This window comes from Paraburkholderia sp. J11-2 (genome assembly GCF_905220185.1).
GTDB lineage: Bacteria > Pseudomonadota > Gammaproteobacteria > Burkholderiales > Burkholderiaceae > Paraburkholderia.
The window spans coordinates 400064-417984 of sequence record NZ_CAJMYY010000001.1; the positions used below are offsets into that span (position 1 = coordinate 400064).

The 17921-nt window shown below is 65.2% G+C and carries 15 protein-coding genes; 8 read left to right on the forward strand and 7 right to left on the reverse strand.

The window, feature by feature from the left end:
* Positions 1 to 5 precede the first annotated feature (5 nt).
* On the forward strand, positions 6 to 2597 hold the full coding sequence (gene ptsP / locus U5A57_RS01850) for a phosphoenolpyruvate--protein phosphotransferase (RefSeq protein WP_321907633.1): 2592 nt from the start codon (positions 6 to 8) through the stop codon (positions 2595 to 2597).
* 120 nt (positions 2598 to 2717) lie between these two features.
* Positions 2718 to 4478, forward strand: a complete 1761-nt coding sequence (nagE, locus tag U5A57_RS01855) for an N-acetylglucosamine-specific PTS transporter subunit IIBC (RefSeq protein ID WP_321907635.1) — start codon at positions 2718 to 2720, stop codon at positions 4476 to 4478.
* Positions 4479 to 4561: 83 nt separating this feature from the next.
* On the opposite strand, the gene cydB is transcribed toward nagE, so the two are convergent.
* The 4 genes from cydB to rpoH all read right to left on the reverse strand — a co-directional run bounded on the left by cydB (position 4562) and on the right by rpoH (position 8735).
* Positions 4562 to 5698 (reverse strand): cytochrome d ubiquinol oxidase subunit II, encoded by a 1137-nt coding sequence (gene cydB, locus U5A57_RS01860; RefSeq protein ID WP_321907637.1) that lies wholly within the window; start codon positions 5696 to 5698, stop codon positions 4562 to 4564.
* Between the two features lie 37 nt (positions 5699 to 5735).
* The gene (locus tag U5A57_RS01865) at positions 5736 to 7322 is read right to left on the reverse strand and encodes a cytochrome ubiquinol oxidase subunit I (protein WP_321907640.1); all 1587 of its coding nucleotides are present in this window, start codon (positions 7320 to 7322) and stop codon (positions 5736 to 5738) included.
* Complete coding sequence (gene cydP / locus U5A57_RS01870) at positions 7309 to 7611, reverse strand: cytochrome oxidase putative small subunit CydP (RefSeq protein WP_321907643.1); 303 nt, start codon at positions 7609 to 7611, stop codon at positions 7309 to 7311. Before cydP ends, U5A57_RS01865 begins: the two co-directional genes overlap by 14 nt.
* A gap of 188 nt (positions 7612 to 7799) precedes the next feature.
* Positions 7800 to 8735, reverse strand: coding sequence for an RNA polymerase sigma factor RpoH (rpoH, locus tag U5A57_RS01875; RefSeq protein ID WP_321907645.1), 936 nt, complete (start codon positions 8733 to 8735; stop codon positions 7800 to 7802).
* A gap of 578 nt (positions 8736 to 9313) precedes the next feature.
* Between rpoH and U5A57_RS01880 the strand changes: the two genes are divergently transcribed.
* Positions 9314 to 9697 (forward strand): nuclear transport factor 2 family protein, encoded by a 384-nt coding sequence (locus tag U5A57_RS01880; RefSeq protein ID WP_233879491.1) that lies wholly within the window; start codon positions 9314 to 9316, stop codon positions 9695 to 9697.
* A gap of 140 nt (positions 9698 to 9837) precedes the next feature.
* Here U5A57_RS01880 and leuA read toward each other — a convergent pair whose 3' ends face one another.
* Both leuA and ybiB read right to left on the reverse strand, forming a co-directional pair.
* Positions 9838 to 11484, reverse strand: coding sequence for a 2-isopropylmalate synthase (gene leuA / locus U5A57_RS01885; protein WP_321907649.1), 1647 nt, complete (start codon positions 11482 to 11484; stop codon positions 9838 to 9840).
* Positions 11485 to 12067: 583 nt separating this feature from the next.
* Positions 12068 to 13030: a DNA-binding protein YbiB gene (gene ybiB, locus U5A57_RS01890; RefSeq protein WP_321907651.1), complete on the reverse strand. Its 963-nt coding sequence runs from the start codon at positions 13028 to 13030 to the stop codon at positions 12068 to 12070.
* Positions 13031 to 13318: 288 nt separating this feature from the next.
* On the opposite strand from ybiB, the gene U5A57_RS01895 reads away from it, so the two are divergent.
* Positions 13319 to 14017: a fumarylacetoacetate hydrolase family protein gene (locus U5A57_RS01895; protein ID WP_321907654.1), complete on the forward strand. Its 699-nt coding sequence runs from the start codon at positions 13319 to 13321 to the stop codon at positions 14015 to 14017.
* 44 nt (positions 14018 to 14061) lie between these two features.
* The gene (gene maiA, locus U5A57_RS01900; RefSeq protein WP_321907656.1) at positions 14062 to 14709 is read left to right on the forward strand and encodes a maleylacetoacetate isomerase; all 648 of its coding nucleotides are present in this window, start codon (positions 14062 to 14064) and stop codon (positions 14707 to 14709) included.
* A 97-nt stretch (positions 14710 to 14806) separates the two neighbouring features.
* Here maiA and ftsY read toward each other — a convergent pair whose 3' ends face one another.
* Entirely contained in the window at positions 14807 to 15976 is a 1170-nt protein-coding gene (gene ftsY / locus U5A57_RS01905) for a signal recognition particle-docking protein FtsY (protein WP_321907658.1), read from the reverse strand.
* 290 nt (positions 15977 to 16266) lie between these two features.
* Between ftsY and rsmD the strand changes: the two genes are divergently transcribed.
* The 3 genes from rsmD to U5A57_RS01920 all read left to right on the forward strand — a co-directional run bounded on the left by rsmD (position 16267) and on the right by U5A57_RS01920 (position 17861).
* The gene (gene rsmD / locus U5A57_RS01910; RefSeq protein WP_321907659.1) at positions 16267 to 16908 is read left to right on the forward strand and encodes a 16S rRNA (guanine(966)-N(2))-methyltransferase RsmD; all 642 of its coding nucleotides are present in this window, start codon (positions 16267 to 16269) and stop codon (positions 16906 to 16908) included.
* Between the two features lie 108 nt (positions 16909 to 17016).
* Positions 17017 to 17520 (forward strand): pantetheine-phosphate adenylyltransferase, encoded by a 504-nt coding sequence (coaD, locus tag U5A57_RS01915; protein ID WP_321907661.1) that lies wholly within the window; start codon positions 17017 to 17019, stop codon positions 17518 to 17520.
* 80 nt (positions 17521 to 17600) lie between these two features.
* Positions 17601 to 17861, forward strand: a complete 261-nt coding sequence (locus U5A57_RS01920; RefSeq protein WP_321907664.1) for a YfhL family 4Fe-4S dicluster ferredoxin — start codon at positions 17601 to 17603, stop codon at positions 17859 to 17861.
* Positions 17862 to 17921 lie beyond the last annotated feature (60 nt).

Consider the following 17921-nt stretch of genomic DNA (forward strand, 5'->3'; position numbering starts at 1 on the left):
AGCGAATGGAACGCATCGAGGAGTCTCGCCTGATGGATCCGCATACTCGCGTCGAGGGGCACATCGTCCTGGTTTCGCCGCTCACCGGGCCGGTCGTGCCGCTCGCGTCGGTGCCCGACCCGGTGTTCTCGGAAGGCTTGTTCGGCGACGGCATTGGCGTCGACCCGCTCATCGGCCGTGTCGTCGCGCCGTGCGACGGCATCGTCGCGCATCTCGCGCGAACCGGCCACGCGGTGACGCTGCAAACGGCCGAAGGCGCACAGGTGCTCGTGCACGTCGGCATCGACACCGTCGAGCTGAACGGCAAGGGTTTCACGACAAAAGTCGCGCAGGGCGCGCAGGTGCGCCGCGGCGACACGTTGATCGAGTTCGATCTCGACGTGGTGGCGTGCAATGCCCCGAGCCTCGTCTCGGTGGTCGCGATCGCCAATTCGGATGCATTCGAAGTGGTCGAGCGCGCGGGCGCGGGCCACGTCGAAGCGGGCAAGTCCGCGCTGCTCGTGCTGCGCGTGCGTGACGGCGCAGAGATCAACACGGCCCACGAACTGGTTGCGAACGAAGTGCGCCGCAGCGTGACGCTCACGCATGCGGGCGGCCTTCATGCGCGACCGGCGGCACGGGCGCGCGAAGCGGTGCGCGGCATCGACGCGCGCGTCGAGGTCCGCTTTGGCGAACGCAAGTCCGCCATCGAAAGCGTCGTGGGCTTGCTGGGCCTCGGTGCGGGCGAGGGCGCGACCATTGAACTCGTCGGCATCGGCCGGGAGGCGCAGCGCGCCGTGGACGCCGTGGCAAACGAGCTCCTGCGCGAAGCGCCCGGTGAGGGCGGCGAAGCGCCGGCGCGGCAGCAGTCGCCCGCGCCCGTGATGCAGGAAACCGCCGCCGCAGCATCCACCGCCGAGCCGGGCGTGCTCGCGGGCGTGTGCGCGGCGCCGGGCGTCGCGGTGGGCAAGCTGGTGCGCTGGGACGAAGCCGAACTCACGCCGCCCGAACTCGCGAGCGGCTCATCGGCCGCGGAGAGCCGTCTGCTCGACCAGGCGATCGCCGCTGTGGACGCCGAACTGAACCAGAGCGTGCGCACGGCTTCGCAGCGCGGCGCGATTGGCGAGGCGGGCATTTTCACGATGCACCGCGTGCTGCTCGAAGACCCGACGCTCGTCGACGCCGCGCGCGACGCGATCAGCCTCGGCAAGAGCGCGGGCTACGCGTGGCGCGAAGCGATTCGCGCGCAAATCGTGGTGCTCGGCCAGGTGGACGATCCGCTGCTCGCGGAGCGTGCCGCCGATCTGCGCGACCTCGAAAAGCGCGTGCTGCGCGCGCTCGGTCTTTCGAACACGGCCGCGCGCGCGCTGCCCGAAGAGGCCGTGCTCGCCGCCGACGAATTTACGCCTTCCGATCTCGCAACGCTGGACCGCAAGCGCGTGATGGCGCTCGTGATGGCACGCGGCGGCGCGACCTCGCACGCGGCGATCATCGCGCGTCAGGCCGGCATTCCGGCGATCGTCGCGCTCGGCGACGCGCTTCACTCGGTGCCTGAGGGCACGGAAGTCGTCATCGATGCGCTCGCAGGCCGCTTTGCCTACACGCCGAGTGCGCTCGACATCGAACGTGCGCGCAGCGAGAAGCAGCGTCAGGCCGGCGTGCGCGAAGCGAACCGCCGCACGTCGCACGAGGCCGCTGCCACGCGCGACGGCCATGCAGTGGAAGTCGCCGCGAACATCGCGACGCTGGAAGATGCCAACACGGCGGTGGAGAACGGTGCGGACGCCGTGGGTCTGCTGCGCACGGAACTGCTGTTCATCCATCGCCAGGCTGCGCCGACCGTGGAAGAGCATCTTCAGAGCTACCAGGCCATCACGGACGCGCTCGCGGGCCGCACGGCGATCATCCGTACGCTCGACGTGGGCGCCGACAAGGAAGTCGACTATCTGACGCTGCCGCCCGAGCCGAACCCGGCGCTGGGTCTGCGCGGCATTCGCCTTGCGCAGGTGCGGCCCGATCTGCTGGACGACCAGCTGCGCGGCCTCCTTGCCGTGAAGCCGGTGGGCAAAGTGCGCATCCTGTTGCCGATGGTGACCGACGTGGGCGAGCTTGTACGCCTGCGCGAGCGTATCGATACGTTCGCACGCGAAGCGGGCCGCACCGAGCCGATCGAAGTGGGCGTGATGATCGAGGTTCCCTCGGCTGCACTGCTCGCGGATCAGCTTGCGCGCCATGCGGATTTCCTCTCGATCGGCACCAACGATCTCACGCAGTACACGCTCGCGATGGACCGCTGCCAGCCCGATCTCGCGGCGCAGGCCGACGGGCTGCATCCGGCCGTGCTGCGTCTCGTGGCAGCGGCGGTCGAGGGCGCGAACAAGCACGGCAAGTGGGTGGGCGTATGCGGTGCGCTGGCGGGCGATCCGCTCGCGGTGCCGCTGCTCATCGGCCTCGGTGTGACGGAACTCTCCGTCGATCCGGTTTCCGTGCCCTCGATCAAGGCGCGCGTGCGCAAGCTCGACTACAACGATTGTCGCGAGCGCGCTAAAAATGCGCTCGCGCTCGAATCGGCGCAAGCCGTGCGTGCGGCAAGCCGCGAAATCTGGCCGCTCGATTGATGGTTTCTGTTTCACCCACCCTAAGCAATCCTTAAAAACACGCCGGTGTGCGCAGCGATCGCGCGCCGGCCTCTCTCACCCACACACGTCAAGCAAGAGATAGAGACTGGAGGCAGTTCAATGGATGGCAATCCGTTTCTCAAGATACAAAGCCTCGGCCGCGCGCTGATGCTTCCCATCGCAGTGCTGCCGGTCGCCGGCATCCTGCTTCGCTTCGGCCAGGCCGACATGCTCAACATCAAGATCATCGCCGACGCGGGCGGCGCGATCTTCGATAACCTGCCGTTGCTGTTTGCGATCGGCATCGCCGTGGGCTTCGCGAAGGACAACAACGGCGTAGCCGGCCTCGCGGGCGCGCTGGGCTATCTGGTTCAGACCGCCGTGATGAAGGACATCAACGACAAGCTCAACATGGGCGTGCTGTCGGGCGTGGTGGCCGGTGTCGTCGCGGGCATGCTGTACAACCGCTTCAAGGACATCAAGCTGCCCGAGTTCCTCGCGTTCTTCGGCGGCAAACGCTTCGTGCCGATCGTCACAGGGCTCACGTGTCTCGTGCTCGGCATCGTGTTCGGCTTTGTGTGGGGACCGGTGCAGGGCGTGATCGACACCGCCGGCCACTGGCTCACCACGGCGGGCGCGATCGGCACCTTCGTGTACGGCTTGCTCAACCGCCTGTTGCTTGTCACGGGTCTACACCACATCCTCAACTCGCTCGTGTGGTTCGTGTTCGGCTCGTTCACGCCGGCAGCCGGCGGCGCTGCCGTCACGGGCGACCTGCACCGCTTCTTCGCGGGCGACCCCACGGCGGGCAGCTTCATGGCCGGCTTCTTCCCGGTGATGATGTTCGGCCTGCCGGCAGCGTGCCTCGCCATGCTGCACGAAGCGCCGAAGGACAAGCGCGCGATGGTGGGCGGCCTGCTGTTCTCGATGGCGCTCACCTCGTTCCTCACGGGCGTGACCGAGCCGATCGAGTTCACGTTCATGTTCCTCGCGCCCGTGCTCTACGCGATCCATGCGGTGCTCACGGGGCTGTCGCTGGCGATCTGCTCGCTGCTTGGCATCAAGCTCGGCTTCACGTTCTCGGCGGGCGCGATCGACTACGTGCTGAACTACGGGCTCTCCACGCATGGCTGGTATGCAATTCCGCTCGGTGTGGTCTATGCGGTCGTGTACTACGGGCTGTTCCGCTTCTTCATCCGCCGCTTCAACCTGCCCACGCCGGGCCGCGAAGCTTCGGCGGGCGATACGGCCATCGCCTCGACGATGTCTGGCGTTGCGGTCGCGGCTGGCGGCTCGGCCACGGCGGCGTCGCTCTCGCGTGCTGCGCGTTACATCGATGCGCTCGGTGGCGCGGCCAACCTGAAGGTGGTCGACGCGTGCACGACGCGTCTGCGTCTCTCGGTGGTCGATCCGGCCCATGTTTCGGAGCCGGCGTTGAAGGCAATCGGTGCGCGCGGCGTGCTCAAGCGCGGCGGCGAAAGCGTGCAGGTCATCATCGGGCCGGAGGCGGATATCATCGCCGATGAAATTCGCGGCGAGATCGCGCGTGGCGGTGCCGCGGCCAGCAAGCCGGCTGCTGCAGCGCAAGCGGTTCCGGCTGCTCATGCTGTTCAGGCCGAAGCGAGCGCTGCTGTCGCGCAGGGCCCGCTCGATCCGAATCCGTCGCGCTGGCTCGCGGTATTCGGCGGCGTCGCCAACATCGTTTCGCTCGACGCGGTGGCGGCCACACGCTTGCGCGTGATCGTGCGCGATCCGGCTGCCGTGGATCGCGAGAAGCTCGGCACGCTCGACGTGGCGTGGATTTCGGCGGATACGCTGCACATCGTGGTCGGCGACGCCGCGCCGCGTTATGCACGTGAACTGGCGCTTCAGCCTGCGTAATCGATTCGCGGTATGCCGATGAAAAACGCCGCAGCGTATGCTGCGGCGTTTTTGTTTTCGGTGTCTCTAAACGGCATCGACGCTTAGTACAACGTATGCTGATTGTCGCGTATGACGTCAGCGGTAATCTTGCCGCGCATGACGCGATAGACCCATGCCGTATAACCGAGCACGATCGGCAGGAAGATGATGACGGCAACGAGCATGATCTCGAGCGTCATCTTGCTCGAAGTCGCGTCCCAGACCGTCAGGCTCGAACGCGGGTCGAGCGACGAGGGCATGATGAACGGAAACATCGAGAAGCCCGCGGTGAGAATCACGCCGACGATCTGCAGCCCCGTGCTCAGGAACGCAAGCCGTTCGAAGCGTGAACCCGCGAGTGCGAACGCGAGCAAGCCGCCAAGCACGCCCAGGAGAGGGGCGAGCGCCATCCACGGATAGAGCCCGTAGTTCGCGAGCCAGAGCCCCGGCCCGGAATCGACGCTCTTGAGGAGCGGATTGGCCACCGTGTCGAGAGGCGCGGGCGACGTGATCGTATAGCCGCCGATGAGCGTCGCCACGAGCGCGCCCGCCACGAGGAACAACACGATCGTGAGCCCCGCGAACAGGCGCAGCGCCTTCGAGGCGCGCATCGCAACGACACCATCGCTCTTGAGCTTCAGGAACGCCGCGCCGTGCGCGGTGAGCATGCAAAGACTCACCAGCCCGCAGACCAGTGCGAACGGATTGAGGAGGGCAAAGAAGCTGCCGTGATACGTCACGCGCAGGTCCGTGTCATAGGCGAACGGCACGCCCTGGAGCAGATTGCCGAACGCCACTCCGAACACGAGCGCGGGCACGAAGCCGCCGATAAAGAGGCCGTAGTCCCAGCCCTGACGCCATCTCACGTCCACGCGCTTGCCGCGATAGTCGAAGCCCACGGGCCGGAAAAACAGCGCGAAGAGCACGAGCAGCATGGCGAAGTAGAAGCCCGAGAACGACGCCGCATAAGCGAGCGGCCAGGCGGCGAACATCGCGCCGCCCGCGGTGATGAACCAGACCTGGTTGCCTTCCCAGGTCGCGCCCACCGTGTTGATGACGATGCGGCGTTCCTCGTCGGTCTTGCCGACGAAGGGCAGTAGCACGGCCGCGCCCATATCGAAGCCGTCGGTAAGCGCGAAGCCGATCAGCAGCACACCGATCAGCACCCACCAGATCAACTTGAGCGTTGCGTAATCCATTGCGTGTTCCCTCGCGGTTTTCGTTGTCTAGCGCCGATCACGTGACCTTGCCGTCGGTCGCAAGCGTCGCCGTCTGCTCGTGGAAGTAACGACCGGTATGCAGCGACGACGGCCCGAGGCGCGCGTACTTGAACATCAACGTGATCTCGATGATGAAGAGCACCGTGTAGAAGATTACGAAGCCCGCGATGCTCAGCATCACGTCGCCGGGCGCGAGGCTCGAAGCCGAAAGGCGCGTGGGCAGCACCTCCGCGATGGTCCATGGCTGGCGCCCCGTTTCCGCGACGACCCAGCCGAACTCGGCGGCGAGCCACGGCAACGGGATCGCCACCAGGGCCCAGCCGAGGAACCAGCGGCGGTTTTCCTTGAGCAGCGAGCGCTGCGCGCAGAACCAGAAGGCGAGCACGAAGGTTACGAGAAAAAGGATGCCAAGGCCGACCATCACGCGGAACGACCAGAACACGGGGGCAACGGGCGGGATCGCCGTTCTGGACGCGGCCCTGACCTGCTCGGAGGTCGCATCGACGACGTTCGGCGTGAACTGCTTCAGGAGCAGGCCGTAGCCGAGGTCGGCCTTGTGCGCTTCGAACACGTCGCGCGTTTCGGTGTCGGCGGTGCCTTCTTTCATCTTCTGCAGCGCGGCGTACGCGAGCATGCCGTTGCGGATGCGCACTTCGGCGCGGCCCATCAGGTCTTTCAGGCCGATCACGGGTGTGTCGATCGAGCGCGTGGCGATGATGCCCATGAGCCAGGGAATGCGGATCGCGTAGTCGGTGCGCTCTTCCTTCTGGTTGGGCAGGCCGAACAGCGTGAACGGCGCCGGGGCGGGCGCGGTCTCCCATTCGGATTCGATGGCGGCGAGCTTGACTTGCTGCACGACGCCGTCGGTGTAGCCCGATTCGTCGCCGAGGATCAGCACGCACAGCGTGGACGCAAGGCCAAAGCCCGCGGCGATCGCGTACGAGCGCAGTGCGAACTCCACATCGCGCCGGCGCAGCAGGTACCACGACGAAATGCCGAGCACGAACATCGACGCCGTCACGTAGCCGGCGGAAACCGTGTGCACGAACTTCACCTGCGCGACGGGGTTGAAAATCACATGGAACAGGCTGGTGAGTTCCATGCGCATGGTTTCGTAGTTGAACGCCGCGCCCACGGGGTTCTGCATCCAGCCGTTGGCGATCAGAATCCATAGCGCCGAAAGATTCGAGCCGAGCGCGACGAGAAACGTGGTGAACAGATGCGCGCCTTTCGACAGGCGATTCCAGCCGAAAAAGAACAACCCGACAAAGGTCGATTCGAGGAAGAACGCCGCGAGCCCTTCCACGGCGAGCGGCACGCCGAAAATGTCGCCCACGTAGTGCGAGTAGTACGACCAGTTGGTGCCGAACTGGAACTCCATCGTGAGGCCGGTGGTGACGCCCATCGCGAAGTTGATGGCGAAGAGCTTGCCCCAAAACTGCGTCATGTCCTTGTAGATCACCTTGCCGGTCATCACGTACACAGACTCCATGATGACGAGCAGCCACGAGAGGCCGAGCGTGAGCGGCACGAAGAGGAAGTGGTAGAGCGCGGTGATGGCGAACTGAAGACGCGAGAGTTCCACCGATTCAATCGCGGGCATGACGGTCTCCTCGTTGTGGCGGCATGGCCGGAGGTTGGGACACGGACGGCTGGGGCCTTGATGCCGTGGGCACGGCCAGGATGGCCTGCGCGACAGCGGCAGGCGGCATGTTCATGTCTTCTGCCTGCGGGTGACTGAAGAATGCGTATTTGAGCGCCATCAGCAGGACAAGCTTGATGACGAGAACGAGGGCAATATCGCGCGCAAAGGTGGGGCCGCGCATCCACTGGAAGATGCGCGTGCGCAGCAACGACGGTGCGCGCTGGCGTTGACCGGATGCCGGGATCATGACGACGGGTGCCCTCGAACGCGTTACGAGGCCAGACCGCGGCGCGGCCTCTGGCTCACCACCTCGAAATCATCTTAGGGTGGAATCAGCGCGGCCGGTGCGAAGGTGCGCAGCTTTCGGAGCGCGCAAAAGAAAAACCCCGTTCGCGGGAACGGGGTTTTCGGTTTGGCTTTTAGACCTGCTGCGGCTTACGCGTAGTCGGCGAGCGCGGTGCGCATCTTCTTCATGGCGCTTGCTTCGATCTGGCGAATGCGCTCGGCCGAAACGCCGAACTCGTCGGCCAGTTCGTGCAGCGTCGAGCCGCCCGAACCGTCGTCGTCGACGTTGAGCCAGCGCGCCTCGATGATGCGGCGGCTGCGCGCGTCGAGCGCTTCCAGCGCGCTCGCAATGCCGTCGGACTGCAGGCGGTCGCGCGAACGTGCGGCCAGCACGGCGCTCGGCTCGTTATGCGAGTCGGCGAGCCAGGCGATCGGGGCGTACGACTCCTCGCCGTCCTCGGTCTGGCCTTCTAGCGCGATGTCGGCACCCGACAGACGCGTTTCCATCTCCACGACTTCTTCGCGCTTCACGTTCAGTTCCTGCGCGAGGCCGTCGATTTCCTCCGGCGTGAACGACTGCAGGCCCTGCTTGTGGCTGCGCAGGTTGAAGAACAGCTTGCGCTGCGCCTTGGTCGTGGCGACCTTCACCATGCGCCAGTTGCGCAGGATGTATTCGTGGATCTCAGCCTTGATCCAGTGCATCGCGTACGACACGAGCCGCACGTTCTGCTCGGGGTCGAAGCGCTTCACGGCCTTCATCAGACCGATGTTGCCTTCCTGGATCAGGTCGGCGTGCGGCAGGCCGTAGCCGAGATAATTACGCGCAATCGACACGACGAGGCGCAGGTGCGACAGCACAAGGCGGCGCGCACCTTCAAGATTGTTTTGCTCGCGAAACTCGGTCGCGAACTGACGCTCTTCCTGGGGCGTCAGCATCGGGATCCGGTTCACGGCTTGAATATAGGCGTCGATGTTGCCCAGCTGGCCGGGCAACAGGGAAGCATTCGCGAGCGCCAATGAGCCCCCGGCCTTGGCCGACGACGGGCTCAGCGTACTCGGAAGGGTCATGGTCATTGCGTTGCTCACGTAGCGAACTCCTCAGGAATCTTGCAAAAGTCAGACACCGACTCCACGGTGGATGTTAGCACTCTGAATCACCGAGTGCTAATACTTGGAGTCTGTAGGGGCTTCAAGGTTCCTTGATTCCTATCGAAATGGTTGTATCGATAGATTACACTAAACGCCGGCGATCAAGCGGGGCGGGGCCTCGCGCCCGGCGCAGGCCAGCGCAAAGGGCAGGCCGAAGGAACACTCTAGAACGGGACAGCAGTCCGGCGCGGAGGCGCGGGAGATAAAGGGTTGAATCAAGGGGCTCTCGACGGAGCCGCGCAGCGCTCGGACTTTGCCACAGAATCTGATGAATAGACATCGGACGAAGCTGAAAGTGCTGCGCTGCGACATCAGGGCGCGGCTGCGGTGACGCGGCTGCCGCCATGCGCGGTTTTCACCGGACGCGTGGCTTATGCGCCATACATGGGGGCGTTGTCTTTGATCGCAAGTATCCTTGCGTGAAATCCTGGTATAAATTTCAGCCAGACATATGCGGAAAATCTTCGGCGTGGGGCTGCGCTCAGGCGCGGGCCGGCGCGCAAGGGGCTTGAGCGATGGCGGCAAAACTAATCGATGCGATTCGCGGACTTGAGCGCGAGCGCTTTCGCGCGATGGTTGATGGCGACGGCACGTCGCTGGACCAGTTGCTGTCCGATCACGCGACCTTCGTCCACACCAACGGCAAACGCGAGACCAAGCAGCAGTTCATCGATGCGATCACGGCGGGCCGCCGCCGCTACCGCCAGATCGAGATCCAGTCGCAGGACGTGCTTCAAGCCGGAAACGAGGCCTGCGTGGTCTCCGGCCGCGTGCTGATCGAGATGGAAGCGAACAACGGTGCGCTGCTCTTTCCGATTGCCTACACGGCGATCCAGACACAAGAGGGTGGTCACTGGCGTCTGCTCGCATGGCAGGCGACGCGTTGCGCGATCGAGTGACGACCGGTAAGTCCACTCGCTGGAACGCCGCTTAGGCGCTTCAGGCGCACGCCGGCGGCCCGTTTTGCCGCCGGCGCTCAACATGCCGCCGATTTCCCTGCTTGACTTCAAACTGCTTGTGTTGCCGCGCGCGGTGGGTGTCAGGCCGCCACGCGCTGGTCTACCGGCGTCCAGGCCGCACGATTCACTGCGCTGACCACTGCCGCCACGCTCGCATGAACAGCGTCGTCGCCCACGCCCACGCCGTGGCGCAGCGGCTGGCCACCCACACGCGCACCGACGAATACGGCCGTGCCACCCTGCGCCGTGCGCTCGCTCTCGAACGAGGTGATTTCGATACGCTCGCCCGCCATTGCCGCGATTGCGGCGGCCACGGCTTGCGCATGCGCCTCATCGGCGCTCACGGCAGCCGGCATGGCCACGTCGCGGCCTTCCCAGCGCACACGGCCTGAACCCACGTTGGCGGCCGGCCCGCGCGTTTCGAAGTACTCACGCGCGAACAGCGCGCAGACGGCATCGCCCGTGATTTCCTCGCCCGACGTATCGGCGACGGTCTGCACGGCGTGGCTGAACTCGATCTGCACGCGGCGCGGCGGTGTGAAGCCCATGCCGCGCTCGAGCAGATATGTCGCGCCACCCTTGCCCGACTGGCTGTTCACGCGGATCACCGCGTCATAGCTGCGGCCGAGATCGGCGGGATCGATCGGGAGATAGGGCACTTCCCAGACCGCGTCGGGCCGTTGCTGCGCGAAGCCCTTGCGGATCGCGTCCTGGTGCGAGCCTGAGAACGCCGTGAATACGAGATCGCCCGCATACGGATGGCGCGGGTGCACGGGCAACTGGTTGCAGCGCTCGACCACGCGGCGCACCGCGTCGATATCGGAGAAGTCGAGGCCCGGGTCGATACCCTGGGTGTAGAGGTTCATCGCGAGCGTGACGAGATCGACGTTGCCGGTGCGCTCGCCATTGCCGAACAGGCAGCCTTCGATGCGATCCGCGCCCGCGAGCAGCGCCATTTCGGCGGCGGCCACCGCCGTGCCGCGGTCGTTATGCGGATGTACCGAGAGGACGATGCTGTCGCGGTACGCGAGGTTGCGGTCCATCCACTCGATCTGGTCGGCATAGACGTTGGGCATCGCCGCTTCGACGGTCGCCGGGAGATTCACGATCATCTTGTGATCGCGCGTGGGGCGCCACGTCTGGGCCACCGCATCGCACACTTCGCGCGCGAAGGTCAGCTCGGTCATGCTGAACGTTTCGGGCGAATATTGGTAAATCCAGTGCGTTTGCGGGTTCTTGTCGGCATGTTCGCGGATAATGCGCGTGCCTTCGACCGCGAGCGCCTTGACTTCTTCCTTCGACTGGCCGAACACGATCTTGCGAAACGACGGGCAGATCGCGTTGTAAAGGTGGACGATCGCGCGCGGCACGCCTTCGAGCGCTTCGAACGTGCGGGCGATCAGCTCTTCGCGCGACTGCACGAGCACTTCGATCGTCACGTCCTCGGGAATGCGCTTTTCCTCGATCAGCTTGCGCACGAAATCGAAGTCGGTCTGCGAGGCCGACGGAAAGCCGACTTCGATTTCCTTGAAGCCGATCGCGACGAGCATCTCGAAGAACTCGGTCTTCTGCTCGATGCTCATCGGCTCGATCAGCGACTGGTTGCCGTCGCGCAGGTCGGTACTCATCCAGATCGGCGCGCGTTCGACGGTGCGCGTCGGCCATTTACGGCCGTTCAAGCGGATGGCGGGGAAGGGGCGGTACTTCTCGGCGGGATTACGCAACATGACGAGCCTCGTTCTTCGTGTTGTCGTATGCGATGGCGGTCGGCAGCGGGCGGCTGGCGGGCTGGCGACGGAGCACGATGCGCGAAACTTCATGCGTACGGGCGGCAACCGCGGACGCGAAGAAGACGGCCACGGTGACGGCGGTAGCCGGCGCGGCGACAGCGGACGTAAACGATGCCCATGCAACGTGCATTTTGACCTCGCGACTCGTCCGGACGGTAAGCGGACGAATGCAGACGACAGGTTGTAGAGATACAGCGGATTTGGGGTACTGCGAGAACTGCTTTGGGAGGACCGCGGTGACCGGAGAGGGGGTCGTTGCGGCGCTACACCAGCTTTAGGCTAGGCGTAGCGATAGGGCCGATAGTCGGCCGAGGGTAATTCGGAGGGTGTTCGGGTAGGAACGCATTCGTCCAATGTAAAACAGGGCCGACGAGTGTGTCAACAACGAATTTGCAGATTGAGCGCGCGACGATGCGTGAAGATGGCCGACGAAGCGCGCCGATGCGCTTTTGCTCGTTGCGCGGATCGCCCGCTCCGCACGGCTTTCAGCGGATTGGGCGATGTGCTTTGGGTTCGAACGTTAGCGCTTCGCGATGCGCTTGATCGTCTCAATCTGGCGCGCGATGGCGTCGGGCACCGGTGCTTCGCCACGCAGCACCGCTTCGATCCATGCCGCCGTAGTGGGCGCGTCGCGACCTTCCGGAAGATCGATTTCGGGCGCGCCAGGCGATGAACGCTCCGGCTCGATCAGCGTCTCGCAGATGCCGTCGTGCAACCAGTCGACCTGCACCTGGCGGCGCGTGTCCGCCACGGCTTCGCCCTCGGTGCCGCGCGCGAGCAGCGCACCGCCCACGGCGGCTTCCGGATGCGCCGCAAAGAGGGCGCTCAGGCTTTCGCGGTACGGCGGGTGCGTGTAGTTCACGAGGCGCAGGCCCGGCTCGGCGAACGGTTGCAGCAGCTTCACGAGCGTATGCGTGGAATTGCGCACGCCCATGCGCCGGCGCAGCGAGAGCAGCCGCGCGAGTTTGGGCGCGAGCGTTTCGATCGATGAAAACGCCACGCGGCTCGACGCCAGTTGCGCTTCGATGTCGGCGTGATCGTGGGTCTCGGGCCGGTTCAGCGCCGCGAAGATTTCCGCGCTCGTCACGCGGCCCGGGTCGGTGGTGACGCCGTGCACGAGCGTTGGCACGCCTTCGCGCCCGAGCAGCAGGGCGAGCAGCGGCACGAGGTTCGGTTGTTTGCGCGCGCCGTTGTAGCTTGGGATCGACACGGGCCGATAGTCGCCTGCCGGCACCGCGAGCGGTGCGAACGAGGCGTGTGCGGCGCGCAGCATGGCAGACAGTTCATCGGCGGTTTCGCCCTTGAGACGGTAGGCGAGCAGCACGGCGCCTAGCTCCAACTCGGGCACGCGTCCGTCGAGCATCGCGGCGTAGAGCGCGTGCGTGTCTTCGGACGAGAGCGAGCGAGCGCCGTTTGGTCCGCGGCCGATCTCCTTGATGAAGCGGGCGCACGGGAAGATGTCGGTGGAGTCGGCGGTGGTCATGGGCAAGCGTGGTTCGTTCGACGGCGTGCGGCGCGCCGCCGTCGTATTGAAATGGGGGATGCGAGAAGTATCGCACGAGCACCCCATGCCTCGCCGGCCATGCCAGCGCCCGCTTCTGGTCAGCCCCCTCCGCGAAGGCTGCTTGAAGGCTTCGCCGCGCGTGCTCACCGTCGCGCGTTACACTCGCGATTGCTCTGGCGTGCAAGCCGCGCCTCACGCCTTACACGCCCTAAAGATCTACAGGCCCGCGTGCCTCGCGCACGCTCCATCACAAAGACGGAGAACTTCATGACGTACGTAATCGAACCGGCGGCGCTCGCCTCGGTGCCGGTGGCCGGCAGCGACTCGCGTTTCCCCGTGCGGCGCATCTACTGCGTTGGCCGCAACTACGAAGCGCATGCGCGCGAGATGGGCCACGATCCGAACCGTGAACCGCCGTTCTTCTTCTCCAAACCCGCCGACGCCGTGCTCTACGTCGCGCCCGGTTCGACCGCCGAGTTTCCGTATCCCGCGCAATCGAAGAACGTGCACTTCGAGATGGAACTGGTCGCGGCGATCGGCAAGGGCGGCAAGGATATTCCGGTCGCCAGCGCGCTCGACCATGTCTACGGCTACGCGCTCGGGCTCGACATGACGCGCCGCGACTTGCAGGCTGAAGCGAAGAAGCTCGGTCGTCCGTGGGATACGGCCAAGGGCTTCGATCATTCGGCGCCCATCGGCCCGATCCATCCGGTTTCGAAGATCGGCCAGCTCGAGAAGGGAGAAATCTGGCTCGCGGTCAACGGCGAGGAAAAGCAGCGCTCGGACATCTCGCAGATGATCTGGCCGGTTGCCGACACGATCGCGTTCCTTTCGACGCTGTTCGAGCTGAAGGCCGGTGACCTGATCTATACGGGTACGCCCGAGGGCGTGGGCGCCGTCGTGAAGGGCGACCTGATGACGGGCGGTGTGGCAGGCATCGGCGAATTCGCCGTGCGGGTCATCTGAGCGGCGCCGTCCGCATCAGGATTCAAGAGGAGCAAGAGAGGAGCATGAAGCTTTACAGCTATTTCCGCAGTTCGGCATCGTATCGAGTGCGTATTGCGCTGAATCTGAAGAACCTGTCGTACGAGTACGTGCCGGTCCATCTCGTGCGCGATGGCGGCGAGCAGCTCAAGCCCGCCTATCGCCAGGTCAATCCCGACGCGATCGTGCCGGCGTTCGTCGACGACGAAGGGCACACGCTGCAGCAGTCGCTCGCGATCATCGAGTATCTGGAGGAGACGCATCCCGAGCCGCCGCTGCTGCCGAAGTTGCCCGCCGATCGCGCGCACGTTCGCTCGCTTGCGCTGCAGGTGGCGTGCGAGATTCACCCGGTGGACAACCTGCGCGTGCTGAAGTACCTCAAGCACACCGTTGGCGCGGACGACGCGACGAAAGACGCGTGGTACCGCCACTGGATCGAGGCGGGCTTCGAGACGTTGGAACAGCGGCTCGCCAGCGATCCGCGCACCGGCAAGCTCTCGTTTGGCGACACGCCCACCGTTGCCGATCTTTGCATCGTGCCGCAGGTCTACAACGCGAACCGGTTCAAGATCGACACGACGCGCTACCCGACCATTCAGCGCATCAACGACTACGCGCTCACGCTCGACGCGTTCGCACGCGCCGCGCCGGGCGTGCAGCCGGATTCGGAGTGAGCGTCTGACCGGCGTACGTCGGTTGCGCCAATGAAAAAGGGCGTCGTTCGTGAGAACGACGCCCTTTGTGTATCTAAATCCACTTAAACGCGCGCTTTTAGCTGCCAAGCAGCGCGTCGGCGAATTCCTCGGCCACGAACGGCTGCAGGTCTTCGACCTTCTCGCCCACGCCGATGAAATACACGGGAATCGGGCGTTGCCGCGCGATCGCAGCGAGAATGCCGCCCTTGGCGGTGCCGTCGAGCTTCGTCACGATGAGGCCGGTGAGGCCGAGCGCGTCGTCGAACGCCTTGACCTGCGCGAGCGCGTTCTGGCCCGTGTTCGCGTCGATCACGAGCAGCACCTCGTGCGGCGCACCGTCGAACGCCTTGCCGATCACGCGCTTGACCTTCTTCAGCTCGTCCATCAGATGCAATTGCGTCGGCAGGCGGCCCGCGGTGTCGGCCATCACCACGTCGATGCGGCGCGCGCGCGCGGCGCTCACGGCGTCGAAGATCACCGCGGCCGGATCGCCGCTTTCCTGCTGCACGACCGTCACGTTGTTACGCTGGCCCCAGATGGCGAGCTGTTCGCGTGCGGCGGCGCGGAAGGTGTCGCCCGCGGCGAGCAGCACGCTTTGGTCGAAGCTCTGCAGATGCTTCGCCAGCTTGCCGATGCTGGTGGTCTTGCCCGCGCCATTCACGCCCGCGATCATCATCACGAGCGGCTGGGCGCGACCGAGCATGAGCGACTTTTCGAGCGGCTTGAGCAAGTCGATCAGCAGCTCGCGCAGGGCGTCCTTCACCTGTTGCGCTTCGGTCAGCCGCTCGGCGCGCACTTTCTGGCGCAGCGTTTCGAGCAGATATTCGGTGGCGTCGACGCCCGCATCCGACATCAGCAGCGCGGTTTCGAGCTCCTCGTAGAGGTCGTCGTCGATCTTCGCGTTGACGAAGATGCTCTGGATGTTCGAGCCCGTTTTCGAGAGCCCCGACTTCAGGCGCTTGAGCCAGGATTGCTTGGCGGCAGCCTCGAGCGCGGGCGGCGGGACGATCTCGATGGTTTCCGGTTCGTCATCGCTGGCGGCGCTCGCTTCCTGCGCCGGGGCAGGCTCGACCGGCGCGGCCTCGGCCGCAACTACAGATGGTGCAGGCGACGTTTCGCTCGCCGTGCCGGCGGGCGCTTCAACGGCCTCGTCCGGCGCCTCGAGCGTGGCTTCGCCTTGCGCGTTCTCGGCCGGCGCGTTCTCGGCGTCCTTCGAGCCGCGGAATCGTTTGAAGAAACTGAACATGGTCTGGGGTGGGTCAGGCGCGCTGCGGGTCGGACCGAGGGGCGGTCAGCGACGGCATGGGAAGAGGTAACGCGCGGAAAACATGGCATTTTATCAGGCACATTACCTGGAGTCGCGGCGGCGTCGCCGCAGGGTCCTTGCGGCGTGCGCGCGGCACGTGCGCGCCCCTGTGGTAACGTGCGCGCATTGGAGGGTGCGATGTGGAAGCGTCGTGCCCGAACCCAGCAGCCGAGTTCCGCCGGCAGATTGACTGCCAGCGGTCAAATGAACGCAGCCGTACGACCCAACGCATGACCCGCTCCTCATCCTCACGTGGCCAAGGCGGCCGTTCCCATCAGTCCGATCCGCGCGCGCGTGGCGGCGGCGGAACACACACGGTCCGCATCATCGGCGGCGACTGGAAGCGCACGCCGCTGCCGGTGCTCGATCTCGATGGACTACGCCCGACCCCCGACCGCGTGCGCGAAACGCTCTTCAACTGGCTCGGCCAGCGCCTCGACGGCCTGCGCTGCCTCGACCTGTTCGCGGGCAGCGGCGGCCTTGGCTTCGAGGCGGCTTCGCGCGGTGCCGCGCGAGTCGTGATGGTGGAGCGCAGCGCGCGCGCCGCGGCGCAGTTGCGCGCGAACCAGGCGCGCCTTGGCGCGCGCATGATCGAAGTCGCGGAAGCCGACGCGCTGCGCCTGGCGGCCAATCTCGCGCCAGGCTCGTTCGATGTGGTGTTCCTCGATCCGCCGTTCGGCGAGACCGCGCTGCTCGAGCGTTCGCTCGAACTGGCCGCGCCGCTTGTCGCCTCGGGCGGATGGCTCTACGTGGAGTCCGGCGAGCCGGTCGATCCGGCGGCACGGCCCGCGCTGGCGGGCTGGAGCGTGGTGCGCGAGGGCCGGGCGGGTGCGGTTCACTATCATTTGCTGCAGCGCGAAAATGAGGAATAATGCGCGTTCGATAAGAAGCGGCGGGCGGCCTGGCCGTCACGCGCGCATATGTGCAAGCGTCGCCACGGCAGTGCATTGCACCCCATTTCTGTTGAGAGGAGAAGCCTCATGGTAGTCGCCGTGTACCCCGGCACCTTCGACCCGCTTACGCGCGGCCACGAAGATCTCGTGCGGCGCGCGTCGAGCATTTTCGACACGCTGGTAGTCGGCGTTGCGGACAGCCGCAACAAGAAGCCTTTCTTCTCGCTCGACGAGCGGCTCGAGATTGCCCACGAGGTGCTCGGCCATTATCCGAATGTCCAGGTCATGAGCTTCAAGGGGCTTCTGAAGGACTTCGTGCGCACCAACAACGCACGCGTGATCGTGCGCGGGCTGCGCGCGGTGTCGGACTTCGAGTATGAATTTCAGATGGCGGGCATGAACCGTTATCTGCTGCCCGACGTCGAAACGATGTTCATGACGCCTTCTGACCAGTATCAGTTCATTTCGGGCACGATCGTGCGCGAAATCGCCCAGTTGGGTGGAGATGTCAGCAAGTTCGTGTTTCCTTCAGTGGAAAAGCGCCTGCAGGACAAGGTGGCCTCAATGGGCGGCCCGGTTACGAAGGCGTGAACGCGCGGCGAAAGCAGCGTAAACTATAGGGCTAAGCAACGTGTGAGCCGGCCTTCGTGCTGGCAGGAAGTGAGATAAGCATGGCCCTGATGATTACCGACGAGTGCATCAATTGCGACGTGTGCGAGCCCGAGTGCCCGAACGACGCGATCTCGATGGGCCCGGAAATCTATGTGATCGACCCGGGCAAGTGCACCGAGTGTGTCGGCCATTTCGATGAGCCGCAGTGCATTCAAGTGTGCCCGGTCGAGTGCATCCCCAAGAATCCGGAGCATGTCGAGTCGCCGGAGCAATTGATGCAGAAGTACCACGCGCTGATCGCGGCGAAGAACGCCGCCTGAATCTCGCAGAATCCTTCGGGAATAAAAAACGCGCCAACAGGCGCGTTTTTTATTTCATCT

Excerpts from the sequence above, each read along its gene's own strand:
- ptsP (WP_321907633.1), top strand. The coding sequence starts at position 6 with ATGGAACGCATCGAGGAGTCTCGCCTGATGGATCCGCATACTCGCGTC.
- nagE (WP_321907635.1), top strand. The coding sequence starts at position 2,718 with ATGGATGGCAATCCGTTTCTCAAGATACAAAGCCTCGGCCGCGCGCTG.
- cydB (WP_321907637.1), bottom strand. The coding sequence starts at position 5,698 with ATGGATTACGCAACGCTCAAGTTGATCTGGTGGGTGCTGATCGGTGTG.
- U5A57_RS01865 (WP_321907640.1), bottom strand. The coding sequence starts at position 7,322 with ATGCCCGCGATTGAATCGGTGGAACTCTCGCGTCTTCAGTTCGCCATC.
- cydP (WP_321907643.1), bottom strand. The coding sequence starts at position 7,611 with ATGATCCCGGCATCCGGTCAACGCCAGCGCGCACCGTCGTTGCTGCGC.
- U5A57_RS01880 (WP_233879491.1), top strand. The coding sequence starts at position 9,314 with ATGGCGGCAAAACTAATCGATGCGATTCGCGGACTTGAGCGCGAGCGC.
- leuA (WP_321907649.1), bottom strand. The coding sequence starts at position 11,484 with ATGTTGCGTAATCCCGCCGAGAAGTACCGCCCCTTCCCCGCCATCCGC.
- ybiB (WP_321907651.1), bottom strand. The coding sequence starts at position 13,030 with ATGACCACCGCCGACTCCACCGACATCTTCCCGTGCGCCCGCTTCATC.
- U5A57_RS01895 (WP_321907654.1), top strand. The coding sequence starts at position 13,319 with ATGACGTACGTAATCGAACCGGCGGCGCTCGCCTCGGTGCCGGTGGCC.
- maiA (WP_321907656.1), top strand. The coding sequence starts at position 14,062 with ATGAAGCTTTACAGCTATTTCCGCAGTTCGGCATCGTATCGAGTGCGT.
- ftsY (WP_321907658.1), bottom strand. The coding sequence starts at position 15,976 with ATGTTCAGTTTCTTCAAACGATTCCGCGGCTCGAAGGACGCCGAGAAC.
- rsmD (WP_321907659.1), top strand. The coding sequence starts at position 16,267 with ATGACCCGCTCCTCATCCTCACGTGGCCAAGGCGGCCGTTCCCATCAG.
- coaD (WP_321907661.1), top strand. The coding sequence starts at position 17,017 with ATGGTAGTCGCCGTGTACCCCGGCACCTTCGACCCGCTTACGCGCGGC.
- U5A57_RS01920 (WP_321907664.1), top strand. The coding sequence starts at position 17,601 with ATGGCCCTGATGATTACCGACGAGTGCATCAATTGCGACGTGTGCGAG.